Below are 26,735 nucleotides of genomic sequence, written 5' to 3'. Positions count from 1 at the left end.
CGCCATGCGCCCTGGTCCCATCTGGCCCGTGACCCTGGAGTGCGGGGATCTGGTCCTGCGGCCCATCCGGTACCGGGACAAGAAGGAATGGACCGAAGTCAGGTCCCGCAACAGCCAGTGGCTGGCGCCGTGGGAAGCGTCCAACCCGGATCCTTCCGGCGGCCTGCCGGACTACCGGCATATGGTCCGGTCATTGAAGGCGCAGGCGTCCCAGGCAACCGCTTTGCCCTTCCTCATCACCGAGCGGCGGCCCGGCAGCGTCAGGCCACCCATTATTGGCCAGCTGACCGTTTCGTCGATCGTCTGGGGCTCGGCCATGATGGCGACCCTCGGCTACTGGGTGGACCAGGCCTGCGCGGGCCGCGGCATCGCGCCCACCGCCGTCGCCATGGTGACGGACCATTGCTTCAAAACCTTGGGCCTGCACAGGATGGAAATCAACATCCGGCCAGAGAACGGACCCAGCCTCCGTGTGGTGGAGAAACTCGGGTTCCGGGACGAAGGCTATAGGCCGCGGTACCTCCACATCAACGGTGAATGGGCCGACCACCGCTCGTTTGCCTTGACGTCGGAAGAGGTCCCGGAGGGTCTCCTCCGGCCGTGGCTGGCCTCACAGCGGTCATAAATCCAGTGAATTGGCGGTTGCGCCACGACACACCGCAGCCAATGCTGCCGCAGCGGGCCGGATGCTCATACGGTTTTGAATGTGGACTTCCCCCTTAGCAGCTCAGTGATCCTTGTGGTTGCCGTTGTGCTCTGGATTGTGTGGGTTGCGCCCTACGTCCTCCGGAACCGCAGGCACCAGTTCCAGCCCGCCGGCGATTTCCTGGCAGACACCGCAGCCGATGAAGCACCGGAACCGCCAGCCGCTTTGGTTATGAACGTCGCCGCCCAGCAGGAGAACGCCATGGACACCAGGAAGAGCGCCGGACCCGGGACCGCTGCTGCCGGCTCACCGGCCGGGGCCAAGTTCCGCATACGCTACGGCCGGACGGCAATCGCCCTCATCGGGCTGCTGTCGTTGGCCACCGCATTCGTTTCCGGAGCGCTCCTCCTTTTCGGGCTGGCCGCTCCGTTCCTTCCGCTGACGTGCGTCGGACTTACCACCGGATCCGTGGTCCTGCTGCGCTGGCTGGCTGTCCGGGACAGGAGGGCCAAGGTTAACGCAGCCTTCCGGTCCGCGATGACAGCACCGCCCCGGCAGTCCAAGGCCGCCGGCAAGGTTCCGCCGAAGCCGGAAGCAGCGCCGGCAAAGCCGGACAACCCGCTTTTCGACGCCGAGGCGCACCAGCCAAGGGTAAAGCCGCTGACGGCAATGGAACTGCGCGAGGCTGCACTTGCCGTCGCGGTGGCCGCGGGCGATCCGAGTGCCGCAACAGCCGGCGCAGCGGCCGCTGCGCCGGCGTCCGCCACGTGGGAGCCCGTAGAGGTTCCCAAGCCCGTCTATGTTGAGGCAGCCAAGGCCGAGCGCCCTGCCCCCGAGCCTCTGGAGCTCCCCGAGTTGCCGAAGGCTGTTGGCAAGCCGTCCCTAAAGCAAGGTGCTGCCGCCGCGCCGCCTTCGGGTGCTGCCGCCGCTGACGGCCCCCAGCTTTCCAAGGCGCAGAGCGCCCTCAGTAATCTCGACGACGTCCTGCAGCGCCGCCGCGCCTGACCCGACAAGTGCTCACCAGGGCAGACAGTTTCCCGTGAACCGGGTTCGGCATGGCGGTTTGGCATTCTGCCCGGAAAATTTGTAGCCTAGGGTCACCGGTGCCGCACCTGCAGGGGCGGAGGGTTCCGGGGCTATAGCTCAGTTGGTAGAGCGCTTCGTTCGCATCGAAGAGGTCAGGAGTTCGAATCTCCTTAGCTCCACAAAGTACGGGCCTCCACGAGGGTTCGATAGCCCGGAATAAGCACATTCGTAACACTTTGGGGCCTGACGTTAGGCCAACGGTGCAGACCCGATCCTGGGCTCGATCCGTGAGGAAGCGAAGGCCATCGGTTATGGCTCCCCGACCCTTGGTGCGGCAGCTTTGACGTGAGAAAACGCGGGCCGCTGTGAGAAAACGCGTTGACGAGATGCTCAACTCCGGTTACGTTATCGCCTGTCGTTATTAACGGCAGTCGATAACTATTTGGGGGGAACCAGTGGGGATAAAACAAAACACGGACAGTCGGCGCAAAGGTGGCAAGCCGATCGTTTCCAGACTCGACGCTCTCTTCATTATGGTTGCGTCGGCCGTTGCTGCAGTAGCCACCACGGCAGGAACTGTTGCCGGGACCGCCGGGTACTTCACCGGTCCGACGACCTTGGAGCTTCCCATTGCGACCGACAGTCTGACCGCCAGTGGGCTTGAGGCGGGGGTCACCGGCCATTACACGGCGCTGCAGGCCACCCTCCAGGCTCTTCCTCCCGGGGAGGCGGCGCTGCTGTCCTGGGCTGCCGCCCTGAACCAGCTTGGTATTCTCACTGTCCTGGCGCTCCTGTTTCTGCTGGGCTACCGGCTTCGCAGTTCTATCCTGTTCACCGCAGCTTCGGTGCGGATCATCGGCGCCTGTGGAGCGGTGCTGGCCGCGGCCTCCATTATCGGGCAAATTCTTGACCAGGTCGCCCGCTGCCGTCTGGCGGAGCTGATAGGTGCCAGCCGGCGGAGCGCGGAGGAAGGTCTCATCTTCGTCGGCCATTTCGACTTGGCGGCGCTGATGGCAGGACTGGTCCTCGTCCTTGTCGCCGGCGTCTTCGAGTACGGCCGCCGGCTCCAGAAGGACACGGAAGGCCTGGTCTGATGCCTGCCGACGCTTCCTCCGACATCCACTGCCTGCTCGATGAGCTCCTGGAAGCGCGCGGGATGACCCTGACCGAGCTCAGCAGGCAGGTCGGCGTGAGCCTGGTGAACCTGTCGGTGCTCAAGAACGACCGGGCCAAGGCCATCCGGTTCTCCACTTTGACCGCGATCTGCGACGTCCTGGACTGCCAGGTCGGCGATCTGCTGGTGACCACGCGTGGCGGACCGCGGTAAAGGGGCTGGAAGCTGGCGGCGGGCCGGGCGACCCTGGAGGTAATGGGCAACCCCGGGTCGTGCTGGACCGCGGCCGCTCCCAGTACGCGCACGGACTGGCCGCTAGCTGCCCGAATTGATGACATGGGGCACACGCTGCTGACCTATCCTTGACTCCATGGGGGTAGGGTTTTGCTGAAGAGAATTGGCCGATGGAATGTACGGGTCGTCCATGCCGCATTGATCGCGCTGTTGATAGCCGTGTTTGTATGGTTCTTCCACAACTGGCTATTTGAGGCTTCATTCTTTTTCACCTTGTCGGTGGTCTGCGCGGTTCTCGCGTACCGGGTCGTCTCGCAGTCAGAGCGCGCTTTCACTGTGACGCTCTGGGCAATGTTCCTGAACTTCCTTGCGTTGACCTCCATCGAGAACGGCCTGGCTGTTCCTGCAGCGGGACCGTGGTTCCTCGGGTTCATCGTCGGGTCAATTGGTGGCGGATATGTGTGGCGCGGCCCGCGGGCCGGGACGGAATTCAAACAGCCGAAACGCATCCGTCAAGCCGACGGCAGCTTCACCGGCGGGCGGCGTCTCGCGGTGATCAACGGCGTGTGTGGCCTGGTGCTGGCCGCAATCGGTACAGCAGGGCTCGTATTGCTGTCACCGACAATGACTGCTGTCGCCGTCCTTGCCGTCTCGGTCCTGGGAGGCTGGGCCTTGTTCCGCTTCGCGCCACCGTTGCAGGTCAGGAACGGCCTCCTCCTGGTTGTACCTGTCGGCTGGATTGCCTTGGCGTTGGTCGGCGGTGCCACAGACCAGACGGCCCTTCCATTCGCGTGGGCCTATGGAGTCCTGGCCGGCATTCTTATCGGCGGCAGGTACTGGACCGGCCCACGGCTCGGCCAGCCCCGGCCGCCGTTCAATGGTCCGGGCAGGCGCCGGCGGAAGCGCCGGACGGGGCAGAAGACCGTCAATACCTTTGCTATGCGCGGCCGGTAGGAAGAAGGGACGCCATGACCAAGTACGTCAACTACATCGACATGACCAAGGCACAGGCCGAAGCTGCCTTCCGGGAATATACCTGGCGGAGCGCGGGCCGGCGCTGGACCGGCTGCGGGAAGCGCTGGTCGCCGACGGCCAGGACCCGGACGCGCTGCTGGATGGCTCTATCGAGAGCCTGGTTCCGCTGTGGCGGTGGATCCTCGCCCACCTCACGGTGTTCGACGCGCCCGGCGGCGCAACTGATCCGAACAGCGCGCCGCGGGAACAATGGCCCTCCTGGACGCGGCATGAGTATGAGGTAATGCACGCCCTGTCGCTGGAGTCGCTGTTCCTGATCGACGGGCTGGTGTCCTACCTGGGTGAGGTCGTGCAGCAGCACGCCCCGGAGGCGCGGTGGGAGATCGCCCACCACCGCATCAGGCGATACCACCTCAACAAGCATCCCGTCCTGGCCAGCGGCACGGGGGAGGACCACAACTACCTCCCCGGACTGCCAAGGGTCCACGCCTACAGCAGCCTCACCGGTTTTCGCGAGTCCCCGGATGACACCATGGCTAATTACGCGCGCAGACTCATCGAGCAGTTGAACCAGGGTGATCGCCCGGACGATGATGAGATGGCCGAGGACGAGCCGCTCGTCGAGGTGGAAGACCTGGGCGATGACGAGCTCCGCGGCCGGGAGCTTGAGGTGGCGCTGCGGGAGGACATCGTCTTTGAGCACAACAGGGTGGTGGGCCGCATGATCAAAGCCCTCAAGGAGGAAGACGGCATCACCGGCGTCGTCCGTGAGGACCGTGAGATCCTCCTGGTTGCCACGCCGACCTGGAGCACTGGCCGGCTTCAGGAGTGGGTGGCACGCTATCTTCAGGCCAACGTCCGCGACCTGCGGTCGGCCTAGAATATTCGGACTAATGAGAAGGAGCAAGACATGGGTGCATGGGGATTCCAGGCCTTCGAGAACGACGATGCCCTGGACTGGCTCGAAGAGCTCGAAGCCGGCGGCGCGGAGGTCGTCCGCCAGGGCCTGAACGCTGTGGCCGACGGCTACATCGACGCGCCGGACGGGAGCGTCGCCGTTGCGGCCGCCGAGATCACCGCAGCTGCGCAGGGAAACCCGCACGGCGACCTGCCCGAGGACGTCGCAACGTGGGTGACCGCCCACGGGGCCGAGCTCACAGCTGAAGACGCGCAGCTGGCCCTCGAAGCGGTTGAACGGGTTGTCGGCGAGGAATCCGAGCTTGCCGAACTCTGGGACGAGGCGGACGAGCCGGAGTGGAAGGAATCCCTCGACAACCTCTCCGAGCGACTGAGGGCAGCACTGGCGTGAGTGACGACCCACAGGCTGTGGCGCAGCGGCTTCTCACTGTTCCGGGCGACGATGTTGTTGAAAATATGCCGCCGCTTCATCTCGTGCCATCAATTCTGACGGCATCCCCAATGGTCGAAGAGGTCTGGGGTCCCAATCCCCTTTAGCTCCGGGGAGGTCCCCCGCCTAACTCCCCGAAACGCCCTCAACGGCTACGGTCTCGTCCGATTCGACCCTTTCAAGGCCCGCCAGGAGCCTGTCGATGCCGGCAAGGGAGGCACGCAGCCGTGGGTCCTTGGCGCCGGCCGAGGCGGCTGCCCAGTCCATGGGCCTGGTGCCCACAACAAAAAGCGTCGCATTCCTCGCCGCGAGGACGGCAAGAACGGCGGCGAACTGCTCCCAGGCCTCTGCCCGGAACCCTGCATCCGCAGGGTCCGGAGCGGGCACGCCGTCAATAACGCACAGCTCCGGGCCGGCCACCAGGACGGAGTAGTCCTCCACTGAGGTGCCCGGCGCGCACAGTTCATCGAAGCTGAGCCACAGCAGGTCATGCTCCAGGGCCTTGGCATCGAATGTACGGGAGCCGGATGGGAGAGCCCTGCGCCGGTCGGGCTGCGGATGGAAAAGGCCGTAGGCAGCCAACTGGCGGCTGCTGCCGGGAACAATAATGCGGCCTTCCCGGAGAACTGGAGGCTGCGGCCCCGTTTCCATCTCTTACAGCCAGCCCTTCTTCTTGAAGATGCCGTACATGAGGGCCGCCGTCGCGATCATCAGCCCGATCGCAATCGGGTACCCCAGCTCCCAGTGGAGCTCGGGCATGTGGTCGAAATTCATCCCGTAGATCCCGGCCACGAAGGACGGTGCAAAGAGGATCGCAGCCCAGGAGGATATTTTCTTCACCTGTTCGTTCTGCTTGGCGCTAGCCTCGTTCTGCCGGTTGGCGGTGAGGGTGCCGTCCAGGGTCAGAGCATTCTGCAGCAGGTCGCGAAAGGAATCGGCCCGGGAGATCACGCGTTCCACGTGGTCCTCAACGTCACGGAGGCTGTGCCGGAGGTCGGTCTCCACATCATACTTTTCAAAGCCCTGCTTAAGCTGGCGCATGATGTCCGGCAGGGGATGGATGGCCCGCTGGAACTGGATGACCTCCCGGGCGAGCTCGTAGATGCGCCGGGATACGGCAGTGTCACCGCTAAAGAGCTGGTCCTCAATTTCATCGATGTCGTTTTCAAGGCCGGCCACCACGGGCCCGTAGTCATCCACAACCCGGTCGAGCAGAGCGTAGAGCACGGCTTCGGGGCCGTGCCGCAGCAGGTCCGGCCGGCTTTCGAGGCGCTGCCTTACCTTGGCAACTCCGGCCGTCTCGGCGTGCCGTACGGTGACCACGAAGTTCTTCCCCGTGAAGATGTGCAGCTCGCCGAATTCAACGGTTTCGGTCGCGTCCAGGTACCGTGCAGGCCGGAGGACCGTGAAGAGGTTGTCCTCGTAACGCTCGATTTTGGGGCGCTGGTGGGCCGAGATGGCGTCCTCCACTGCGAGCGCGTGCAGGCCGAATTCAGCGGCAACGGCGGCCATTTCCTGCTCGGTGGGCCGGTAGAGGCCGATCCAGGCCATTCCTCCGTGCCGGGCCAGCGTTTCGAAGGTCTGTTCCAGGTTTTCGGGCTCGACATGGCGGACCCCGTTGACGTAGACGGCGTTGTCAATGATGGTCATGGGCGCCGGCCTCCCGCCGGGAGGGCAATGGCCACCATCAGGACATTCCTCCGATGATGGCACCGGCTATCGTCATGGCCACAAGGTCATGGCCGGAGTCGATCAGCGTGACGGCTGCCGGGCGCCCGGCAAAGCCGTTGTGGATGACGTGGCCGCCTGCCCTGAACACCAGTCCCGCAACCAGGGCAAACCAGCCGCCCGCCACGGCACTGTCCAGCCCGAGCTTGGTGATCAGGACGGCCAGCAGGATCGCGGTCAGGGCTGCGGCTGCCATCATCGGGACCCAGATGGCTGCCCCGCCGCTGATGTTCTTGAGATCCTCCTCCGTCTTGCCGATGGCAGCCATCCACCGGTTGCCCAGGACTGCGGGCATGTACCAGACAAAGCCGATGGCCATGGTTGCGACGAAGGCCAGCAGCACGGCCAGCCAGTTGATCTGTGAAACGTACGAGAGCCAATCCATTCTGGAAATCCTAGCCGCCCGGGCGCGGACGTCAGGTGTTCGACGCCTTGGCCAGGCCGCTGATCAGCGGCTCGGTGCGGTAGGGGATATGGGTATGGAGGGCCAGCACGGTTTCGGTCCGGATCACGCCCTTGATCCTCAGGACCTGCCTTAGGGAGGACTGGAGGTTGTGGGTGTCCGTCGCTGCCACCCGGCACCAGACATCGCCGCGTCCGGAGATTTCGTGAACTTCCAGGACCTGGGGGATCAGTCGCAGTGCGGCCACCACGCCGTCCAGCTCCCGGTGCGAGACCTCAATCGTCACGAAGGCCACCACGTCATAGCCCACGGCCTCCAGGTCCACTTCGCGGCCGCCCGGCCTCAGCACTCCTGCCCGGATGAGGCGGCGCAGCCGCGTCTGGGCCGTGTTCCGGGCGATGCCCAGGGACTCGCCGAGTTCACCGACCTGGATCCTGGGATCCCGGATAAGGGCCAGCAGGATATTCAGGTCGGTGGCATCCAGATTGTTCATATGGTCATTCTGCATCACATGGACGGCAGGATTTTGACGTTTTTGCGCAATAGACCACGAGAATGTCGCGCAATGGAGCAGAAGTGCCGCATTCTTGTGCCATCGGATATCCACCCCGCGCCAGGCTCCCACAAGGACCACCTGCCGCGGTCAGAACCAAAAGGCGGCGCCACATGACGGTCTTCAGCGAGCTCCGGATGCGCCCTGCCCCGGCTGCTGCCCGGGCGGGCTGGGATGCATCCACCACGGCGCGGCTGGTGATGTCCGGCGCTGTCATTTTCGTTCTGCTGGTGGGTGCCAACCTCGCGACGCCGCTGTATCCGCTCCTGCAGGCGGAGCTCGGGCTGTCCACGCTGGGCGTGACCGCGGCATTTGCCAGTTATGTCCTGTCGCTGGTGGCCACGCTTATGCTGGCCGGGCACTGGTCGGACCACATCGGGCGCCGGGCTGCGCTCATCCTCGCTGTGGTCATCGGGCTGGGAGGCGGCTGGCTCTTTGCCGAGGCACAGACGCTCGCTGCCCTATGCGCCGGGCGGGCGCTGCAGGGCGCTGCCGTTGCGCTGGCCACCGGGGCCAGTGCCGCAGCCCTGCGCGAGCTCCTCCCGTCCCGTCCTGAGTGGGCATCCCGGTTCACCTTGCTGGCGTCGTCCGGGGGAGTGGCGGCCGGACCCGTTATTGGGGGACTGCTGTCCCTCCTCCCCGGCCCGACCACCGCACCCTACTACGTCCATTCGCTGGTTCTGGCCGGCCTCCTGGTGCCGCTGTACCTGCTCCATGCCCGCCCGGCGATCAATCCTCCGGCCCCGGCCAGGGCGCTGCGGGCACTGGCGCCCCGCCGTCCGTCCGTGTCGCGGGAGGCGAGGGGCGCATTCTGGCTCGCTGCCGGCGTCGGCTTCCTCAGCTTCGCGGTTTTCGGCTTCTGCCTATCCCTTGCACCCGGCTACTTTGCGCAGGTCCTGGAGACAGACTCGCGCCCCTTGGTTGGCGTGCTGGCCGGCCTGGCCCTGGGATCCTCGGCGCTGAGCCAGCTCCTGACCTTCCGGGGCCGCTACGTGGTTCCGGCCGGTCTTGCAGTCCTGGGCGTGTCCGTGCTTCTCCTGGGCGCCGCGGGAGCCTGGCAAAGCCCGCTTCTGCTGGTGGCAGCCACCGTGGCGGCCGGGGCCGGGCAGGGCATCGCCTTCCGCACCGTTTTCAACGAGGTGGCGGCCAAGGTGGAGGCATCACTGCATGCCCAGATTGTCAGCACTGTCTATGTCATCACGTACCTGGGAAGCGCTGTGCCGGTCCTTGGGCTGGGCTGGGCCTCCGGCGTGGTGGGCGTGCCGGCCGCCGTAGCGGGTTTCGTCCTGTTGTGCGGTGCGGCTGCTCTGAGTCTCGCAGCCGTGACTTTCCGCCTCGCGGTCATCGGCCGCAGGGCCGCCGCCTAGTCCGTTCCGCCGGGCATTTACTCAGGGAGCGGACCGTGATTGCCCTGGATGTGTTCGAAGACCAGCGTGGTTTCCGTGTGCCCCACCACCGGATCAGTTGCCAGATTGTCCAGCACCCAGTCCCGCAGGTCCTCGGTAGTGGCGACGGCGATGTGCAGCAGGTAGTCCACGGAGCCTGAGGTGTGGAACGTGGACAGCACCGCGGGCAGGTGGGGCACCCGGGAGGTGAAGCGGTCAATTTGGTCGCGGTCGTGGGCGCGGAGGCGCACGGCAACCAGCGCCTGCACGGACCGCCCGATGGCAGAAAGGCTGAGCTTGGCCTCGTAGCCCTGAACGATCCCGCGTTCGGACAGGGCACGTGTCCGCATCAGGGCCGTGGAAGGGGCAATCCCGACAAGTTCCGCAAGCTGCTTGTTGGAGATCCGGGCATCAGCCACCAGCGCCGCCAGGAGCCGTTCGTCAATCGCATCCAGCGGCTCAAGGTGCGCTCCCGGCCTGGGATTCCTGGCGTTCGTGCTCACTGCAACTCCTCTATGGTCCTTTGTTCATCCTAGACCTGCGGATATGCGCTTTCGGGTTCGCACGGGCTCTGCAGCCGAATTTTTGTGCGGCGGCTGCCTTCAGAGGGGCACATAATTCGTGCAGCTGCCTTTAGGCGCGGGGTTCTCGCCGGGGATGGACGACGGCGACAGCTGCCGCGGTGAGGCAGGCAAGGACCATGACTGCCGCGGCCAGTGCGTTCCAGCCCAGGGACTGGAAGGCCAGGCCGCCCGCCCAGCCGATGATGCTGGACCCCAGGTAGTAGGCCAGGTTGTAGAGTGAGGCGGCCTGCGCCCGGCCCGTACCGGCGAGGGCGCCGGTCCAGCCTGACCCGATGCTGTGGGCGGCGAAAAAGCCGCCGGTAAACACCACAAGGCCGGCGAGTATCAGGGGAAGGGACTGCGTCAGCGTCAGCGCAAGTCCCGCCATTGAAAGCGCCAGGCCGGCGAGGAGGACGCTGCGGCGCCCGAAGCGCAGGGTCAGCCCGGCGGACCAGCGTGAGGTGACGGTCCCGGACAGGTAGGCCAGGAAGATCAGGCTGATCAACGTTCCCGGCAGGCCGAACGGTTCGCCTGAAAGCCGGAACCCGAGGTAGTTGTAGACCGCCACGAACCCGCCCATCATCAGGAAGGCCTGGCCGTAGAGGACCAGCAAGCGGACGTTCCGCAGGTGGCCGCCCAAGGTCCGGAAGGCGCCGCGCAGGCCGGATGCCGGGGCGGAGACGAAGCCCCGGGCCCGCGGCACCAGGACCAGGAACGCGACCGCGGCGAGCGTGGCAAGGATTGAGACAGCCAGTGCGGCTGCCCGCCAGCCCCACAGTTCACCGGCCGGCCCGGCCACCAGCCTGCCGGCAAGGCCGCCCAGCGTGGTGCCGGCAACATAGCTTCCCGCTGCCAGGGCCGCATGCGCTTTGGTGACCTCTTCGTTGAGGTAGGCGATGGCAATGGCAGGGATGCCGCCCAGTGCCATGCCTTCCATCAGCCGGAGGGTGAGGAGCATGCCAAAGCTGGTGGACAGGGGAACCAGCAGCCCCAGGACGGTGGCCACCGAGATGCCCCACGTCATCGCCCGGACCCGCCCTATGCGGTCCGCCAGGAAGGACCAGGGGATCACCGTCGCCGCGAGTCCCACGGTGGCCAGGGAGATGGTCAGGGCCGCCTCGGCTGCCGTGACCTTAAGGTCCGAGGCCACGATCGGCAGGACGGCCTGGGTGGAATAGAGCTGCGCGAAGGTCGCCACACCCGCAAAGGAAAGGCCAGCGAGAATTCTGGCGTACGCCGTCGATCCTTTGGCATGCCCTTCCCAGCGTGGGGAAGGACTGTTGCCGGCGGAACGGACGATGTGGGCCATCCGGTCAGCCTAGCTTTCACCCAACACATGCCTCCAATGCATGCTTTGTGTAAAACTGATAGCCGTTTTGCATGCTTTCCCAACTAGGTAGCGCTAAGTGTCGTTTTGAACGCCCAAAACGACACTTAGCGCTACCTAGTTGGGCTCGCGCGGAGCAGGAAGGGGGCAGGCCCGTGGAACCGGATCAGAAACAGCTGGTGCAGCTGCTTCCGCTGCTGCCCGTGCTGGCCGAGTTGGGGCGGACCGAGCACGTCACGGAAACCGCGGAACTCCTTGGGGTACCCCAGTCCACGGTGAGCCGGGCGCTGGCCCGGGCGAGCGCCGTCGTCGGTATAGAACTCCTTGTCAAGGACGGCAGGGGAGTCCGGCTGACGCCCGCGGCACGGACCCTGCTGCCCTACATTGAGCAGGCACTGACGGCGTTCCAGGCGGGACTGGACGTTGTCCGGGACGAGTCGGACGTGGCCCGGGGGAGGGTCTCCCTTTCGTTTCAGCACACTTTTGGTGAGGCGACGTTGCCGCTCCTGATCAGTGCTTTCCGGAGCAGGCATCCCGGCACTGTTTTCACCCTCAGCCAGGGCGCCCGCAACGCGTGCCTTGACGAACTCGCGTCGGGCGAGTCCGACCTCGCCCTGACCGCGCCTGTGGCGCCGCCGGGCCGGAACGTGTCCTCGGCGCCGCTGTACCGGGAGCCGCTCCGCCTGGTTGTGCACCATAGCCATCCCCTCGCCGCACGGCCGGCGGCCCGGCTTGCCGACATACGGGGAGAGCCTTTTGTGGCCCTCGGCGCCGGATACGGAATGCGGTCGCTTACCGATGCCCTGTTCCGCGAGGCCGGCTACCGGCCCCGTATCGCTTTCGAAAGCCAGGATTCACACACGGCCCGCGGCCTTGTCTCTGCGGGGCTCGGTGTCAGTATCCTGCCACCAGGCGGCGATGCCCCCGGACGGACTGTCAGCCCCGAAACCGGGAACCTCGGCTGGGTTGAGGTCCCTCTTGAGTCCGCCCTGGCCTTCCGCGAAGCGGGCTTGTCCTGGCGGCGGCGCAAGCCTGGGTCCGAACCCGTGCCCGTCCGGCTGTTCCGGGACATGGTGGTGACGGAAGGGCCGGGGCTCCTGGCCGGGCTGGTCAGGCAGCGCTCCCGCTGAAGCGCGTGCGCCGGGAAGTGCGGCGCCTGGGCGTACCGCCGCTCCAGCACCATTACCCTTGTGACGTGACCAACGCTGAAAGCTCCTCCGCACTTCCGGCCGCCAGTCCACTCCGCGGCGCCATCATCGGACTGGATATCGGCGGGACGAAGACCCACGGGGTCCGTTTTGAGGACGGGGTTCCGGTTGCGGATGAGTCGGCCGGCAGTTCCAACGTGCAGAACGTCAGCCGCGACGAGGCAGCCGCCAACCTTGCCGAGCTCTTTGCACGCATCGGCGGGGGCCAGGTGTCGCAGGTGTACGCGGGTTCGGGCGGCATTGATACCGACGACGACGCCGCCGCCCTGGCGTCCCTGATCCAGCCGCATGTCCCCGGCGCCCGGGTCACCGTGGTCCATGATTCGCGCCTGCTGCTGGCGGCAGGCTACGCGAGCACCGGTGTTGCGGTGATTGCCGGCACCGGCTCTGCGGCCTGGGGCAGGAATGCCGACGGCGGCGAAGCCCGGGCAGGCGGCTGGGGCTACCTTCTGGGCGATGAAGGCAGCGGATACTGGCTGGGCCGCGAAGCGGTGCGGCACAGCCTCCGGCGGATGAACCAGGGCCTGCCGGTGGACGCCCTGACCAAATCCCTTTTGCAGTCCTGCGGGGTTGACGATCCCAACCGGCTGATTGCGCTGTTCCATTCGCCGAAAACCGGCCGGCGCTTCTGGGCGCAGCAGGCCCGGCTGGTAGTGGAGGCGGCAGCCGGCGGCCACCCGGAGAGCCAGGCCCTGCTGGACCAAGCCGGTGAAGACCTTTCAGCGCTTGCCCTGCAGGTACTGGGCCTGCTGGGCATCACCGGTCCCGTGATCCTGGGCGGGGGCCTGGGCATGAACGTTGCCCCGCTGCAGCACTCCTTCCGCCGCCACCTTAGCAACGCGGGCGTGACCGACATCCGGGTGCTGGACCAGGAACCGGTGTTCGGTGTGCTGCAGTTGGTGGCCGAGCAGACCTAGGCGGATCAGTTCCCCTGGAGCCGTTTCCGGGGCGTAAGCCGCACACCCGGCAGCGGAGGAGCAGGAATGCGGCCGGCCTCCGGCCCCGCGCCAGGACCGTGGCCGCGGACCACGCCGTACCGGGCTGCTGCCTCCTCCGTTTCGGGCAGTCCGGCCTGGGCTTCCCAGTCACTCCGTGCCTGCTCCACTTCGTCGTGGGTACGGCCAACGAAGTTCCACCACATCAACAGTTCCTCCTGGAACGGCTCGCCGCCAATGAGGAGGAAGCGTGTCCCTGGAAGCGCCCGGACCAGCAGTTCCGTACGCCCGGTGCCCAGGTAGCCCAGCGGGCCAGGCGGAACCTCCTGGCCGTCCACCGCCAGCCCGCCGTCGAGTACCAGGACTCCGTGCTCAAATTCGGCGTTGAGCGGCAACACGGCGGACCCGCTGCACGAAACGTCCGCGCCCACGATCGGTGAGTACATGGTTGCCGGAGAGGCCACGCCGGCGAGCTCGCCCACCATCACGGTGGCGGTGAAGCCCTGGCCGCTGGCCCGGGGAAGCCGGCGGTGCTGCTCGAATGCCGGCTGCCGGTGCCGTTCACCCTCCGGCAGGGCAACCCAGAGCTGCAGGCCACGTTGAACCGGCAGCGCCTCCCCGGCAGGCGGCAGCACGGCGAACTCCGAGTGGGAGACGCCGTGGCCAGCCGTCATGATGTTCAGCTCGCCCGGCCGGACCACCACGTCGCTGCCCACGCTGTCGCGGTGCCGGATATGGCCGGCGAGGGGCCAGGTCACGGTCTGAAGGCCAATATGGGGATGCGGGAGCACGGACATCGCCGTCCGGTCAGGTCCGAAGCTGTCCAGGAAACACCATGCCCCGATGGTGGGGAGGCCGCGCTGCGGCAGCGTCCGCTGGACGTTCATGGCCCGGACGCCGCCGAGCGGTACTTCGCGCTGCGGCCACAGCTGCAGGCAAGGCCCGGACGTACCGTCCGTGCCTGCCGGCGGGCACACTTCCTGCTGGGGCGCTATTTCCAAGTTGGTCACGAATCCACTGTAGGCCGGACGGCGCACGTCAGGCACGGTTCCAGGCCCTCCGATTGTTCAAGCCTGCATAGGAGATCCCATCCCGGCCGCTCCCGGCTCCGAATGGTTACAGTAGGGATTCCTTTGCCCGGATTCGGGACGCTGCAGGGTGTTGCCGGCCCCGGATTGGGTTACCGTAACTATCAGCGTGCTGATGACAATGTCGCGGTGCTTCCAGGAGCCCGTCCCAGAGAACAGGTGAGTCCGCACCATGGACCAGGCGATGATCGAGTTTCAGAGCGTTACCAAGCAGTACCAGGGCGGGCAGCCGGCCGTGGACAACCTCTCGATGTCCATCAGCAAAGGCTCCATCACCGTCCTGGTCGGTCCGTCCGGCTGCGGCAAGACAACCACGCTGCGCATGATCAACAGGATGGTGGAACCCACTTCCGGGACCATCACGGTGGGCGGCAGGGACGTTACCGCCGTCCCGGCAGCTGAACTGCGCCGCTCGATGGGCTACGTGATGCAGTCGGCAGGGCTGTTGCCGCACCGCTCGGTGCTGGACAACATCGCCACCGTGCCCCGGCTGAACGGTGTCTCCAAGTCCGAAGCCCGGCGGCGCGCCGAGGAACTCCTGGACGTTGTGGGCCTGGCCCGCCCGCTCGGCAGGCGCTACCCTTCCCAGCTTTCCGGCGGCCAGCAGCAGCGCGTGGGGGTAGCGCGTGCGCTCGCCGCCGATCCTCCCGTCCTGCTCATGGACGAACCCTTCAGCGCCGTGGACCCCGTGGTCCGCGATGAGCTCCAGCAGGAACTGCTGCGCCTCCAGAAGGACCTGGCCAAGACCATCGTGTTCGTCACCCACGACATCGATGAGGCCACCGTCCTGGGGGACAAAGTGGCCGTCTTCGCAGTGGGCGGGAAGCTCGCCCAATACGCCACCCCTGAGGAAATCCTCCGTGCCCCGTCAAACGACTTCGTGGCCTCGTTCGTGGGACGGGACCGCGGTTTCCGGCACCTTGGCTTCACCCCGTCCGACGGCGTCACCCTCCATCCGGTGCCAACGCTCGTCCGCGGACGCGGCGGTAACACCGGTCCGGACGCCGAGGGCGGCTGGCAGCTGGTGGTGGACGAGGAGATGCGCCCGCTCGGCTGGTCCACTCCCGGCACTAACGAAGGCCTGATCCCGGGCGGCTCCCTGTTCCGCCCAGGGGAGAGCCTGCGCCGGGCGCTGGACGCCGCGCTTTCCTCGCCATCGGGCCTGGGCGTGGCAGTGGATGGAGAGGGCAGGGTGAAGGGCGTGATCCGCGGCGGAGAAGTGCTGGCCCTCATTGAAGAGGCGCGCCAGCTCCGGCAGGCTGCACTCTGATGGAGTGGTTCCTCGCCAACAGCGGCATGGTCCTGGAGCGCGCCGGCCAGCACTTGGTGCTGGCCCTCGTCCCGATGGTCCTGGGGCTGGTCATCTCCATCCCCCTCGCGCAGCTGGCGCGGCAAAACCGGGTGCTCCGCTCGGTGGTGCTCACAGCCTCCTCGCTCCTTTACACCATTCCTTCGCTGGCGCTGTTCATCATCCTGCCCACCATCCTTGGCACCAGGATCCTGGATCCCCTCAACGTGGTGGTGGCCCTGACCATCTATGCCGTTGCCCTGCTGGTCCGGGCCGCCCTGGACGCCTTCGATTCGGTCAGCCGGGACGTGAGCCAGGCCGCCGTGGCCATGGGATTCAAGCCGCTGGCGCGGTTCCTCCGCGTGGACCTGCCGCTGTCCCTCCCGGTCCTGTTCGCAGGGCTCCGGGTGGTGTCGGTCAGCAACATCTCCCTGGTCAGCGTGGCAGCCCTGCTGGGTATCGGAAACCTGGGGATGCTCTTCACCTCCGGGCTCCAGCGGGACTTCGTCACCGAAGTGGTGGTGGGGATCATCGCCATCCTCATCCTTGCGCTGCTGATGGATGCGGTCCTGGTCCTGCTGGAACGGCTCCTCACGCCCTGGGAGCGCGCGGGCAAGCGGCCGGACCGGCAGCGGGAAACCGGGACCGCCGGCGAGGCACTTGACCCGGCCCTCAGGCTGGCCGCGCCCAAGACAGGAGGCGGAAACGCATGAGCAACGTCTTTACGGATACTTTCGCCTGGCTGGCCGACCCCCTGCACTGGACGGGAAGCGCCGGCATCCCCGCCCGGTTGGCCGAACACCTCCAGTACACCGGCCTGGTGATGCTGATCGCGGTCGCCATCGCCGTCCCCATAGGCATGTATGTAGGCCACACCGGCAGGGGAAGGGTTGCGGTGGTTGCGCTCGCCGGCGCGCTGCGTGCACTGCCCACGCTGGGCCTGCTGACGCTCTTTGTGCTGCTTGCCGGGATCGGGCTGATGCCCCCCATCTGGGCGCTGGTCATCCTCACTGTCCCGCCCCTGCTCGCGGGCACCTATGCCGGCATCTCCAGCGTGGACCGCAACGTGGTGGACGCGGCCCGTGCCATGGGCATGACCGAACTGCAGGTCCTCTTCCGGGCAGAACTGCCCAACGCGCTCACCGTGATGTTCGGCGGCTTCCGCACCGGCGTGCTGCAGGTGATCGCCACGGTCTCCGTGGTGGCCTACATCAACCTGGGCGGCCTGGGCCGGTACCTTTTCGACGGCCTGGTCCTCAGCGACTTCCCCCAGATGTTCGGCGGTTCCCTGCTCATCGCGGCACTGGCGATCGCCGTCGACCTTGTCCTTTCCCTTTTCCAGAGGCTGTTCCTGGCAACAGGCGCCTCGAGGCAGTCCCGCCGCAGCCAGCAGGCTACGGCCGATCTCACAGACCCCGTCCTCACGGAGGCTGTGGTACAAGGAGGTAAATCATGAAAGAAAGCCGTCCACACCATCTTGGCAGGCGGGCATTCGGCGGCTTCGCCGCAGGGCTCGGGCTGGCCATGGCGCTCTCTGCCTGCGGCGGATCCCCGGATCCGCTGAGCAAGGCGCCGGCCACCAGCGGGGCAGCCTCCGGGGGAGCAACGTCCCTGGTGGTTGGTTCAGCCGACTTCACGGAAAGCCAGATCATCGGTGAACTGTACGCCGGGGCGCTGAATGCAGCCGGCGTCACAGCCACCACCAAACCCAACATCGGCTCCCGCGAGGTGTACTTCAAGGCAGTCAAGGACGGATCCATTGACGTGATCCCGGAATACACCGGAAACCTCCTCACAGTGGCACTTGATCCGCAAGCCAAAGAAGTCGCAGCAGACGAGGTGTACAAAGCCGTCGTGGAGAAGCTGCCGGAGGGCCTGGGGGTGCCGGAACCGTCCAAGGCGGAAAACAAGGACGCCATGGTGGTCACCAAGGCAACCGCCGAAAAGTACCAGCTGAAGTCCATCGAGGACCTGGCCAAGGTCTGCAGCGAGATCGTGGTGGGGGCTCCGGCCACCTTCGCCGAGCGCGCCTACGGCCTGCCGGGCCTGAAGAAGAACTACAACTGCGAGCCCAAGAAACTGGAGCCTTTCAGTGATGGAGGGGGGCCGGTGACCCTTAAGGCACTCCTGGAGGACAAGGTGCAGGTGGCTGACATCTACACCACCACCCCGTCCATTGCTGACAACGATCTTGTGGTGCTCGAGGACCCCAAGAACAACTTCATTGCCCAGCAGGTGGTTCCGCTGTACAACGAGGCGAAGATGACGGACAAGGCAAAGGAAGCCCTGAACTCGGTATCCCGCGTGCTGACCACCGAGGACCTGATCAACCTGAACAGGGCCGTCAGCGGCAGCCAGAAGCAGGGCGCCAAGGAAGCCGCGCAGGCGTGGCTGAAGGAAAAGGGCATCGTGAAGTAGTAGCTGCCTGGCGCCGCCAGCAGCGCGATGGCGTAGCAGACGACGGCGGCTGCCGGACCTTTGGAGGCCCGGCAGCCGCCGTCGTCCGTCCTGCCTGCCTGAAGCCGCCGCACCGTGTGGCTGACGTCTCAACGGCAGTCCATCCTTCCTGTGGCATATTTGAGGGATGGCAGAATTCAGGCAGTCCACGAAACTCAACAACGTGCTTTACGACATCCGTGGACCGATCCTCCAGGCCGCCCAGCAGATGGAGGCGGAGGGTCACCGGATCCTCAAACTGAACATCGGAAACCCCGCGCCGTTTGGATTTGAAGCGCCGGACGCCATCCTGGTGGACATCATCCGCCACCTGCCGCACGCCCAGGGCTACAGTGACTCCCGCGGCATCTTCTCCGCCCGGACAGCAGTGTCGCAGTACTACCAGACCCGCGGTATCCAGAACATCCATGTGGACGACATCTACCTGGGCAACGGCGTCAGCGAGCTCATCACCATGTCCCTGATGGCCCTGCTTGATGACGGCGACGAGGTCCTGATCCCCACGCCGGACTACCCGCTCTGGACCGCCTCGGTGGCGCTGGCCGGCGGCAAACCCGTCCACTACCTCTGCGACGAGGAGTCCGGGTGGCAGCCTGACCTGGAGGACATGGAAGCCAAGATCACGCCCCGCACCAAGGGCATCGTGGTGATCAACCCGAACAATCCCACCGGCGCCGTGTACCCGGAAGAGACGCTGAAGAAGATCGTGGCCCTTGCCGAGAAACATGGCCTGGTCCTTTTTGCCGACGAAATCTACGAGAAAATCCTCTATGAGGACGCCGTCCACATCAACCTGGCGGGGCTTACCGGCGACGATGTCCTGTGCCTCACCTTCAGCGGCCTGTCCAAGGCCTACCGGGTGTGCGGGTACCGGGCCGGGTGGATGGCCATTTCGGGGCCGAAGAAGGATGCCGCCGACTACCTTGAGGGCATCAGCCTCCTTGCCAACATGCGCCTCTGCGCCAACGTGCCGGCCCAGCACGCCATCCAGACCGCACTGGGCGGCTACCAGAGCATCAACGACCTGATCCTGCCGGGCGGGCGGCTGCTGGAGCAGCGCAACAAGGCGTACGACATGCTCAACGCCATCCCGGGCGTGAGTACCCAGCAGGCCCGCGGCGCCCTGTACCTCTTTCCGAAGCTCGACCCGGAGGTTTACCACATCCGTGACGACGAGAAGTTCGTCCTGGACCTCCTCAGGGAGCAAAAAATCCTGGTCTCCCACGGCCGGGCGTTCAACTGGGTGCGCCCGGACCACTTCCGCATGGTGACCCTGCCCAACGTCAAGGACATCGAGGAAGCCGTGGGCCGGATGGGGGACTTCCTAAGCAGGTACCAGGGGAACTAGCCTGTGTCCACGGGCACCTCGGACCCGTGGAACTTCGCGGAAAGGATTCCCATGCCCGACGCCGTTGGCTTCGACAAGCACCCCTCTGAAACGCTGCGGGCGGGGAAAGGGTTCCTGTTGAGCAATGTCGATCCTGACGCCACCCCCGGTTACAGCGGCACCAAGGAGGACGGCCAGGCCCTGCTCGCCGAAATGGACAACGAACTGACGGAACTGCAGGAAAAGCTGTTCGCCGAGTCGCGGTTCGGCGGACGGAAGCGGATCCTGCTGATCCTCCAGGCCATGGACACCGCGGGCAAGGGCGGGATCGTCAGCCACGTGATGGCCGCGATGAACCCCCAGGGCGTCCAGTTCAAAGCCTTCAAGGCGCCCACGGAGGAGGAAAAGTCCTACGACTTCCTGTGGCGCATCGAAAAGGAGGTGCCGGCCGCCGGGATGGTGGGTGTTTTTGACCGCTCACACTACGAGGACGTCCTGATCCACCGGGTGCGTGCCTGGGCGACCCCCGCGGAAATCAAACGGCGGTACGTGGCCATCAACGAGTTCGAGGCGCGGCTGACCGACTCCGGGACGAAGGTGGTCAAAGTCATGCTGCACATCAGCGGGGAGGAGCAGAAGGAGCGGCTGCTGGCCCGGCTGGACAACCCCGCCAAGCACTGGAAATACAGCCGGGGAGACCTGGAGGAACGCGCCTTTTGGGATGACTACATGAGCGCCTACCAAGCGGCGATCGAGGAAACCAGCACGGCGGCCGCTCCCTGGCACGTTGTCCCGGCCAACAAGAAATGGTTCGCCAGGATTGCAGTCCAGCAACTGTTGCTGGGGGTGCTCACTGACCTTAACCTTGAATGGCCCAAAGCGGAGTTCGACGTCGCGATGGAAAGGGAACTCGCGGCCCGGTCCTGAGCCTTGGCGGTTAGAGCGGCTGGTCGCGGGCGGCTGCGAGCCGCTTCCTGGCACCTTCCAGCCACTCCTCGCACCGGGCCGCCAGGGCTTCGCCCCGTTCCCACAGCGCCAGGGATTCCTCGAGGCTGGCCCCGCCGGCTTCGAGCTTCCCCACCACGGCGATGAGCTGCTCGCGGGCCTCTTCGTAGCTCAGGGCCGCGATCCCGGTCCCTGCCGTCTGCTCCGTCATTTTGATACTCCGGTTTCCGTTGTGGTCTCTTCAGGTGTTCCGGTGGAGGTTGCGCCGAACCGGCCCTCCGCCACGCGAATGGACAGCGGGGCGCCGGCGGGAGCCTCAGCCGGGCGGCGGACCACCGCGTGGCCCGCGGCGCCTGATTGCGCCGCAAGCTTCCCGGCGAGTTCGACGACGGCGTACCCCCGGTCCAGGGTTTTCTGCGGCGACAGTGCCCGCACCTGGGCCTTCAGGTGGTCCAGTTGGTCAGCCGCGCGGACCACGGTGGAACTGACTGCGGCCGAGGACCTCCTCAGCAGCCGCTCGATTTCTTCCGAGCGGATGGTCACCAGTCCTTCCGGCGCAGCCAGCACGGGCCGTGAATGAAGGGAGGCCAGCCGGTCCGATTCCCGGTCCACCAGCCGCTCAATGCACCGGCGCAGCTGCTCCCGGGCCTGGCGGACCCCCGCCAGTTCCTCGGAAACTTCCGGGACAATCCTTTTGGCGGCATCCGTGGGGGTAGAGGCACGCAGGTCCGCGACGTCGTCGAGCAGTGGCCTGTCCGCCTCGTGGCCGATGGCACTCACCACAGGGGTAACGGCTGCTGCGACGGCGCGGATCAGTTCTTCACTGTTGAACGGCAGGAGGTCCTCCAGGGCGCCGCCGCCGCGGGCGATAACAATGACGTCCACCTCCGGCAGGGCGTCCAGGTCGCGGAGCGCGCGGACCACCTGGGCGACGGCGGTGTTCCCCTGGACGGCCACCTCCCTGATCTCAAACTCAACCGCGGGCCAGCGCAGGGCGGCGTTGCGCAGGATGTCCTTCTTGGCATCCGAATCGCGCCCCGTGATGAGGCCAATGCGGTGCGGCAGCAGGGGAAGGGGTTTCTTGCGGGAGTCAGCGAAAAGGCCCTCGGCCGAGAGCGCCTGGCGCAGCCGTTCAATCCGGGCAAGGAGATCGCCCAGGCCCACCGGCCTGATGTCGCGGACCAGCATGTTCAGCCGGCCGGTCTTGATCCAGAACTCCGGTTTCAACAGGGCAACCACACGGGACCCGCGCTCCAGCGGCAGGTCCTGGCGTTCCAGTACCTTGGTCCAGACCGAGGCGGGCAGCGAAACTTCCGCGTCCACGTCCCGCAACGTGAGGTACGCGTTGGTGCCCCGGCGGTTCAGCTCGATGACCTGGCCCTCAACCCAGGCAGAGGGCGTGCGGTCGATGTGGGCTTTGAGCTTCTGCGACAGCAGCTGGAGCGGCCACGGATTGTCAGGAGTTGTTTCGGCGGCCGTGGCGGGCAGCGTGGTGGGCGCGGTGAGTTGCTGGCCGGTGCCCGGAAGTGACGCCTGTTCAGACATGCGAACGCCCTCGCGGGGCTGGAGCTGCGGGCATGGGGTCCTTCGTCCGGTGTTTGGCTGCCTGGTGTCGGGCTGTACGGTCTTTTGCGGGCTGTGGGCTATGGGCTGTGGGCTATGGGCTGAGGTCGGCGGTCATTCAACCTTATCCATAAGCTGTACCACCCGGGGCTGACAAGAACCGGCCGCCAGGCCTGCCTAGGATGGATTGACCCCACCAACGACTTAGGAACCGCCGTGCGAACTTTTGTTTCTGCTGCCGCCACCGTGCTGGCAGTCCTGCTGGCAGCCGTGGCAGTGCCGGCCATCTGGCTGGACCGCAACATCGTCCAGGAACAGGGCTTCGTGGAGTTGGCAGCCCCGCTGGCAACAAATTCAGGGTTCCAGCAGGAGCTGGCGGTAGCGGCGGTGGGCACCATCGACACGAGCGCCGTTCCCGGTTTCCTTTCCGACCTCGTCAAGCCGGTGCTTGAAGACGCGGCTTCCTCACTGACAGGCCTGCCGGGCTATCCAGCCGCATGGGAGGAAACGCTGCGCAGGAGCCACCGTCTCAGCTTCGCCGGCCCTGCAACGGACGACGCCGGAGCAGCCTCAGCTTCGTCCCTCACCCTGGACGTCGCTCCCTTGGTGGCGCTGGGCGCGGAGGAGATTTCGCGCACCACCAGGCTGCCCCTGGACCCGCCTGAACAGACCCTCATCAACGTAGGGCAGCCTGTGCATAAGGAGTGGACTGAACGGCTCGCCACCTACGCGCCTGCAGGCTACCTGCTGGCTGGTGGGTCTGCCGTAGCGCTGCTCCTTGCCCTGGTGGCTGCACGCCGCCGCTGGACAGTGCTGGCCGGGGCGGGAGCCGGCGCGCTGCTCCTCGCCGCTGTCTGGGCGGCGGGCTTACAGGCTGCGTCAGCCGCCATCGTGTCCGCGGACAGCGGAAATGACGTTGCCAACATGTTCCGGGACGAATTTGTGGCCGCCTCCGCGGCGGATTTCCAGGCCTGGACCGTGGCTGCGGCGGTCACCGGCGGCGTGCTGCTGGTGCTGGGCGTCGCGGCCGGGTTCACCTCGCGGAAGCGGTCGCGGGCAACCCGGTAGCATGGAGGAATGACCCCCTCAGCTGTTTCCCTTTCGATGCCCACAATCCCGCGTCGGCGCCGTTCACCTGAGGAAGTAGCTGCCGCGGCCCCGGTACCGGGAACCAAGAAGGTTCTGCTCGCTGCTCCCCGCGGTTACTGCGCCGGCGTTGACCGCGCCGTCATCGCCGTGGAGAAGGCCCTGGAGCACTACGGTCCGCCCGTCTATGTGCGGAAGCAGATCGTCCATAACGTCCACGTGGTCAGCTCCCTGGAGGAACAGGGAGCCATCTTCGTCGACGAAACAGATGAAGTGCCCGAGGGTGCCCTGGTCATCTTCTCCGCCCACGGCGTCTCCCCGGCCGTGGTCCAGTCCGCCGAGGACCGCGGCCTGCGCACGATCGATGCCACCTGCCCGCTCGTGACCAAGGTGCACAAGGAGGCCGTCCGGTTTGCCAAGGATGATTTCGACATCCTGCTGATCGGCCATGACGGCCATGAGGAAGTTGAAGGCACGGCCGGCGAAGCGCCGGAACACATCCAGATCATCAATGGTCCGCACGAGGTGGACAAGGTGACGGTCCGGGACCCGGAAAAGGTTATCTGGCTCTCACAGACCACACTGAGCGTTGACGAAACCATGGAGACGGTCCGGTTGCTCAAGCAGCGGTTTCCGACGCTCCAGGACCCGCCCAGCGACGACATCTGCTATGCCACCACCAACCGGCAGGTGGCCATCAAGAAGATCTCGCCGCAGGCAGACCTGGTCATTGTGGTGGGCTCGGCCAACTCTTCAAACTCCGTCCGCCTGGTGGAGGTGGCCCTCGAGTACGGTGCGAAGGCGTCCTATCGGGTCGATTTCGCCAACGAGGTCGACGAAACCTGGTTTGAAGGGGTTGCCACCGTTGGCGTGACGTCCGGAGCGTCCGTCCCGGAAGTGCTGGTGCAGGACGTGCTGCGCCTGTTGGCCGATTACGGCTACGGCACCGTGGAGGAAGTTGTCACGGCGGAGGAGGACCTGCTCTTCTCGCTGCCCAAGGAACTCCGTGCCACCCTCAAGCAGGCCGGCGATGTCAGCCGCGCCCTTGGCGGGCGCCGGGCGCGCAGCTGATCACAGGGCAGCCCCTGCTCACGCGGCTTCATCGTCGCTTTGGAGTTCCGGCGCGGCAAGGGCCCGCGGGGTGGCTTCGACCACCGGCGGCGCGGCAAGTCCGGACTCTTCCAGTGAGTTCAGTTTCCGGGCTGTAGGAAGGATACGCGCCTCCAGTGTTCCCACCATGGCGTTGTAGCGGTCCACGGATGACTTCAGCGACGACCCCAGTTTGGTGACGTTCTCGCCCAGCGTTCCCATCCGGTCGTAGAGCTGCCGCGCCAGTTCGAACAGTTCCCGGGCGCTGTCTGTCAGGACATCCTGACGCCACGTAAATGCCACCGACTTCAAGACGGCCAGGAGCGTGCTGGGTGAGGCCAGGACAACGTTCTTCGACAGTGCGTGGTCAAGGAGCCCGGCATCGGCCATGAGGGCCGCCGCGAGAATGGACTCAGCCGGGATGAAACAGATCACCAGCTCGGGGGAGTTGCCGGGAATGTCCCAGTACTTCTTACTTCCCAGTGAATCCACGTGTGCCCGCAGTGCCTTGGCATGGGCCGCCAGCAGCGCCTGCTGGCTTCGGTGGCCGTTGCTTGGCGCAGGACCGGCGGGGAGGGTGCCGGAACCACCTGCGGTGCGGACGTCCGCTCCCAGCTCCTGGGCTTCCAGGTAGGAGGACAGCGGAACCTTGGCGTCAACCACCAACTGTTTTTCACCGGGCAGCTGGACCACCAGGTCCGGCCGCACGCTGGAATCGCTCCCGGCAGTGTGGACCTGCTCGATGAAGTCCACGTGGCGCAGCATGCCGGACGCTTCCACAACGCGCCGGAGCTGGACTTCACCCCACTGCCCCCGCGCGCTGTTGGACCGGAGTGCGGACTCAAGCGCGTGGGTGGAGCGGATCAGCTGTTCATCCGAGAGCCTGGCTTCCTGAAGCTGCTGCGCCAGCTGGCCGTACTGTTCCACCCGGTCACGCTCCAGCAGCGCCACCTGCTGCTGGACAGCCGTGAGCTTTTCGGCCACCGGCGCCAGAGCCCGCAGTACGCTGCCGTCCTGGGACCTGGCTTCGCCCAGCTCCCTGTTCTGTGCCGCCAAAAGGCGCCGCTCGGCGTCGGCCGCGGCGAACTGCGCACTGACCTCTGAAAGCCGCGACGAAACGGCGTCGAAATCCTCCTCCAGGCCCCTGGCGCTTTTCCGAAGCACAAAGAACGCAGCCGCCGCACCCGCGAAGGCACCCAGCAGCAGCATGAATAAGGCAAGAATCAAGGCGAAAGCATCCATGCCCTCACTGTTGCACGGGGCTGTGACATTTTGCCGAAGCGACATTTTCCCCGGCATGCACGGGACTCCCTGCCCGTTACGGTGGGCGGACGCCCTGCGGGTAGAATCAATACTCGTGGCTCTTACTATTGGCATCGTCGGACTGCCCAACGTCGGCAAATCAACTCTCTTCAACGCACTCACCCGCAACCAGGTCCTGGCCGCGAACTACCCGTTCGCCACCATCGAACCCAACGTCGGCGTCGTGAACCTGCCCGACCCCCGCCTCCAGAAGCTGGCCGATATCTTCGGCTCGCAGCGGCTGCTGCCCGCGCCGGTGTCGTTCGTGGATATTGCCGGCATCGTCAAGGGCGCGTCCGAGGGTGAGGGCCTCGGCAACAAGTTCCTGGCCAACATCCGCGAGGCGGAAGCCATTGCCCAGGTGGTGCGGGTGTTCGATGACCCGGATGTCATCCACGTGGACGGCAAGGTGGACCCCCGCTCCGACATGGAAACCATCAACACCGAACTGATCCTCGCCGATCTGCAGACCATCGAGAACGCCATTCCGCGGATCGAAAAGGAAGTCAAGATCAAGAAGCGGGAAGCCGCCGAGCTTGCCGCCATCAAGGCAGCCCAGGTAGTCCTGGAGCGCGGCGACACCATCTTCTCTTCCATTAAGAGCGACAAGCTGGAAATGGAACACCTCAAGGAGCTCGGCCTCCTGACGGCCAAGCCGTTCATTTACGTCTTCAACGCCGACGAAGCCATCCTGGGCAGCCCGGAAAAGCAGGAAGAACTGCGGGCCATGGTTGCCCCGGCGGACGCCGTCTTCCTTGATGCCAAGCTCGAAGCCGACCTCGTGGAACTCGATGAGGAAGAGGCCCGCGAAATGCTGGAGATGAATGGCCAGGACGAATCCGGCCTGGACCAGTTGGCGCGCGTCGGCTTCCACACCCTGGGATTGCAGACGTACCTCACGGCAGGCCCCAAGGAAACCAGGGCCTGGACCATCCGCCAGGGGGACACTGCACCGCAGGCAGCAGGGGTAATCCACTCAGACTTCCAGCGCGGATTTATCAAGGCCGAGGTGGTGTCCTTCAACGACCTCATTGAAGCCGGATCCATGGCGGAGGCCAAGTCCCGCGGTAAGGTCAGGATTGAGGGCAAGGAATACGTCATGGCCGACGGCGACGTTGTGGAGTTCCGCTTCAACGTCTGATCCG

General features: G+C 65.8%; 29 protein-coding genes and 1 tRNA gene. 20 read left to right on the top strand and 10 right to left on the bottom strand.

Features of this window, described 5'->3' with window-relative positions; translation table 11 throughout:
* The first annotated feature begins 4 nt into the window (after positions 1-4).
* The 8 genes from Q9R30_RS15905 (at position 5) to Q9R30_RS15870 (ending at position 5,304) form a co-directional block, all read left to right on the top strand.
* Positions 5-625: a GNAT family N-acetyltransferase gene (locus Q9R30_RS15905; RefSeq protein ID WP_104998564.1), complete on the top strand. Its 621-nt coding sequence runs from the start codon at positions 5-7 to the stop codon at positions 623-625.
* 105 nt (positions 626-730) lie between these two features.
* Positions 731-1,651, top strand: a complete 921-nt coding sequence (locus Q9R30_RS15900; protein WP_311218211.1) for a hypothetical protein — start codon at positions 731-733, stop codon at positions 1,649-1,651.
* 127 nt (positions 1,652-1,778) lie between these two features.
* Positions 1,779-1,851 (top strand) — tRNA-Ala (locus Q9R30_RS15895).
* 354 nt (positions 1,852-2,205) lie between these two features.
* Complete coding sequence (locus Q9R30_RS15890; protein WP_311218202.1) at positions 2,206-2,766, top strand: hypothetical protein; 561 nt, start codon at positions 2,206-2,208, stop codon at positions 2,764-2,766.
* Positions 2,766-2,999, top strand: coding sequence for a helix-turn-helix transcriptional regulator (locus Q9R30_RS15885; RefSeq protein ID WP_104998562.1), 234 nt, complete (start codon positions 2,766-2,768; stop codon positions 2,997-2,999). The genes Q9R30_RS15890 and Q9R30_RS15885 overlap by 1 nt, the downstream gene beginning before the upstream one ends.
* 171 nt (positions 3,000-3,170) lie before the next feature.
* Entirely contained in the window at positions 3,171-3,974 is an 804-nt protein-coding gene (locus Q9R30_RS15880; RefSeq protein ID WP_311218201.1) for a hypothetical protein, read from the top strand.
* On the top strand, positions 3,955-4,875 hold the full coding sequence (locus Q9R30_RS15875; RefSeq protein ID WP_311218200.1) for a hypothetical protein: 921 nt from the start codon (positions 3,955-3,957) through the stop codon (positions 4,873-4,875). The genes Q9R30_RS15880 and Q9R30_RS15875 overlap by 20 nt, the downstream gene beginning before the upstream one ends.
* 30 nt (positions 4,876-4,905) lie before the next feature.
* The gene (locus tag Q9R30_RS15870; RefSeq protein WP_104998559.1) at positions 4,906-5,304 is read left to right on the top strand and encodes a DUF4259 domain-containing protein; all 399 of its coding nucleotides are present in this window, start codon (positions 4,906-4,908) and stop codon (positions 5,302-5,304) included.
* Positions 5,305-5,469: 165 nt separating this feature from the next.
* Here Q9R30_RS15870 and Q9R30_RS15865 read toward each other — a convergent pair whose 3' ends face one another.
* From Q9R30_RS15865 to Q9R30_RS15850, 4 genes are read right to left on the bottom strand one after another with little or no spacing between them, the layout of a single operon-like run.
* Complete coding sequence (locus Q9R30_RS15865) at positions 5,470-5,994, bottom strand: hypothetical protein (RefSeq protein ID WP_311218199.1); 525 nt, start codon at positions 5,992-5,994, stop codon at positions 5,470-5,472.
* Positions 5,995-5,997: 3 nt separating this feature from the next.
* Positions 5,998-6,993, bottom strand: coding sequence for a magnesium/cobalt transporter CorA (corA, locus tag Q9R30_RS15860; protein ID WP_104998557.1), 996 nt, complete (start codon positions 6,991-6,993; stop codon positions 5,998-6,000).
* A gap of 37 nt (positions 6,994-7,030) precedes the next feature.
* A complete protein-coding gene (locus Q9R30_RS15855) occupies positions 7,031-7,456 on the bottom strand; it encodes a DUF1761 domain-containing protein (RefSeq protein ID WP_311218198.1) in 426 nt (141 codons plus the stop codon).
* A 31-nt stretch (positions 7,457-7,487) separates the two neighbouring features.
* Complete coding sequence (locus Q9R30_RS15850) at positions 7,488-7,967, bottom strand: Lrp/AsnC family transcriptional regulator (protein WP_104998555.1); 480 nt, start codon at positions 7,965-7,967, stop codon at positions 7,488-7,490.
* A 173-nt stretch (positions 7,968-8,140) separates the two neighbouring features.
* On the opposite strand from Q9R30_RS15850, the gene Q9R30_RS15845 reads away from it, so the two are divergent.
* On the top strand, positions 8,141-9,394 hold the full coding sequence (locus Q9R30_RS15845) for an MFS transporter (protein WP_311218197.1): 1,254 nt from the start codon (positions 8,141-8,143) through the stop codon (positions 9,392-9,394).
* Between the two features lie 17 nt (positions 9,395-9,411).
* Here Q9R30_RS15845 and Q9R30_RS15840 read toward each other — a convergent pair whose 3' ends face one another.
* Together Q9R30_RS15840 and Q9R30_RS15835 are read right to left on the bottom strand one after the other, a co-directional pair.
* Complete coding sequence (locus tag Q9R30_RS15840; RefSeq protein ID WP_104998553.1) at positions 9,412-9,915, bottom strand: Lrp/AsnC family transcriptional regulator; 504 nt, start codon at positions 9,913-9,915, stop codon at positions 9,412-9,414.
* Between the two features lie 130 nt (positions 9,916-10,045).
* Positions 10,046-11,284, bottom strand: a complete 1,239-nt coding sequence (locus tag Q9R30_RS15835; protein ID WP_311218196.1) for an MFS transporter — start codon at positions 11,282-11,284, stop codon at positions 10,046-10,048.
* 173 nt (positions 11,285-11,457) lie between these two features.
* On the opposite strand from Q9R30_RS15835, the gene Q9R30_RS15830 reads away from it, so the two are divergent.
* Both Q9R30_RS15830 and Q9R30_RS15825 read left to right on the top strand, forming a co-directional pair.
* Positions 11,458-12,432, top strand: coding sequence for a LysR family transcriptional regulator (locus Q9R30_RS15830; protein WP_311218195.1), 975 nt, complete (start codon positions 11,458-11,460; stop codon positions 12,430-12,432).
* A gap of 65 nt (positions 12,433-12,497) precedes the next feature.
* Positions 12,498-13,427 (top strand): BadF/BadG/BcrA/BcrD ATPase family protein, encoded by a 930-nt coding sequence (locus Q9R30_RS15825; protein ID WP_311218194.1) that lies wholly within the window; start codon positions 12,498-12,500, stop codon positions 13,425-13,427.
* A gap of 5 nt (positions 13,428-13,432) precedes the next feature.
* Here Q9R30_RS15825 and Q9R30_RS15820 read toward each other — a convergent pair whose 3' ends face one another.
* Positions 13,433-14,455, bottom strand: a complete 1,023-nt coding sequence (locus Q9R30_RS15820; RefSeq protein ID WP_311218193.1) for a pirin family protein — start codon at positions 14,453-14,455, stop codon at positions 13,433-13,435.
* A gap of 250 nt (positions 14,456-14,705) precedes the next feature.
* Between Q9R30_RS15820 and Q9R30_RS15815 the strand changes: the two genes are divergently transcribed.
* The 6 genes from Q9R30_RS15815 to Q9R30_RS15790 all read left to right on the top strand — a co-directional run bounded on the left by Q9R30_RS15815 (position 14,706) and on the right by Q9R30_RS15790 (position 20,532).
* Positions 14,706-15,803: an ATP-binding cassette domain-containing protein gene (locus tag Q9R30_RS15815; protein ID WP_311218192.1), complete on the top strand. Its 1,098-nt coding sequence runs from the start codon at positions 14,706-14,708 to the stop codon at positions 15,801-15,803.
* Positions 15,803-16,534 (top strand): ABC transporter permease, encoded by a 732-nt coding sequence (locus Q9R30_RS15810; RefSeq protein ID WP_311218191.1) that lies wholly within the window; start codon positions 15,803-15,805, stop codon positions 16,532-16,534. The genes Q9R30_RS15815 and Q9R30_RS15810 overlap by 1 nt, the downstream gene beginning before the upstream one ends.
* On the top strand, positions 16,531-17,277 hold the full coding sequence (locus Q9R30_RS15805; RefSeq protein WP_104998548.1) for an ABC transporter permease: 747 nt from the start codon (positions 16,531-16,533) through the stop codon (positions 17,275-17,277). Before Q9R30_RS15810 ends, Q9R30_RS15805 begins: the two co-directional genes overlap by 4 nt.
* On the top strand, positions 17,274-18,239 hold the full coding sequence (locus Q9R30_RS15800) for an ABC transporter substrate-binding protein (protein WP_311218190.1): 966 nt from the start codon (positions 17,274-17,276) through the stop codon (positions 18,237-18,239). Before Q9R30_RS15805 ends, Q9R30_RS15800 begins: the two co-directional genes overlap by 4 nt.
* Before the next feature lie 166 nt (positions 18,240-18,405).
* Positions 18,406-19,626: a pyridoxal phosphate-dependent aminotransferase gene (locus Q9R30_RS15795; protein ID WP_104998546.1), complete on the top strand. Its 1,221-nt coding sequence runs from the start codon at positions 18,406-18,408 to the stop codon at positions 19,624-19,626.
* Positions 19,627-19,677: 51 nt separating this feature from the next.
* Positions 19,678-20,532, top strand: a complete 855-nt coding sequence (locus Q9R30_RS15790; protein WP_104999794.1) for a polyphosphate kinase 2 family protein — start codon at positions 19,678-19,680, stop codon at positions 20,530-20,532.
* 10 nt (positions 20,533-20,542) lie between these two features.
* On the opposite strand, the gene Q9R30_RS15785 is transcribed toward Q9R30_RS15790, so the two are convergent.
* Both Q9R30_RS15785 and xseA read right to left on the bottom strand, forming a co-directional pair.
* Positions 20,543-20,761, bottom strand: coding sequence for an exodeoxyribonuclease VII small subunit (locus Q9R30_RS15785; protein ID WP_104998545.1), 219 nt, complete (start codon positions 20,759-20,761; stop codon positions 20,543-20,545).
* Positions 20,758-22,095, bottom strand: a complete 1,338-nt coding sequence (xseA, locus tag Q9R30_RS15780) for an exodeoxyribonuclease VII large subunit (RefSeq protein WP_104998544.1) — start codon at positions 22,093-22,095, stop codon at positions 20,758-20,760. Before xseA ends, Q9R30_RS15785 begins: the two co-directional genes overlap by 4 nt.
* Before the next feature lie 234 nt (positions 22,096-22,329).
* Between xseA and Q9R30_RS15775 the strand changes: the two genes are divergently transcribed.
* Positions 22,330-23,181, top strand: coding sequence for a hypothetical protein (locus Q9R30_RS15775; RefSeq protein WP_311218189.1), 852 nt, complete (start codon positions 22,330-22,332; stop codon positions 23,179-23,181).
* Positions 23,182-23,190: 9 nt separating this feature from the next.
* Entirely contained in the window at positions 23,191-24,270 is a 1,080-nt protein-coding gene (locus tag Q9R30_RS15770) for a 4-hydroxy-3-methylbut-2-enyl diphosphate reductase (RefSeq protein WP_104998542.1), read from the top strand.
* Positions 24,271-24,288: 18 nt separating this feature from the next.
* On the opposite strand, the gene Q9R30_RS15765 is transcribed toward Q9R30_RS15770, so the two are convergent.
* Positions 24,289-25,530 (bottom strand): DNA recombination protein RmuC, encoded by a 1,242-nt coding sequence (locus tag Q9R30_RS15765; RefSeq protein WP_104998541.1) that lies wholly within the window; start codon positions 25,528-25,530, stop codon positions 24,289-24,291.
* A gap of 115 nt (positions 25,531-25,645) precedes the next feature.
* Here Q9R30_RS15765 and ychF point away from each other — a divergent pair, with 115 nt between their 5' ends.
* Positions 25,646-26,731 carry a redox-regulated ATPase YchF gene (gene ychF, locus Q9R30_RS15760; RefSeq protein ID WP_104998540.1) on the top strand — a complete coding sequence of 362 codons (1,086 nt, stop codon included), beginning with the start codon at positions 25,646-25,648 and terminating at the stop codon, positions 26,729-26,731.
* The last annotated feature ends 4 nt before the right edge of the window (positions 26,732-26,735 follow it).

The organism is Arthrobacter sp. AB6, from assembly GCF_031844545.1.
Lineage (GTDB): Bacteria > Actinomycetota > Actinomycetes > Actinomycetales > Micrococcaceae > Arthrobacter.
Note: the sequence above shows the minus strand (reverse complement) of the source record. Positions and strands in the feature narration are given on the sequence as shown.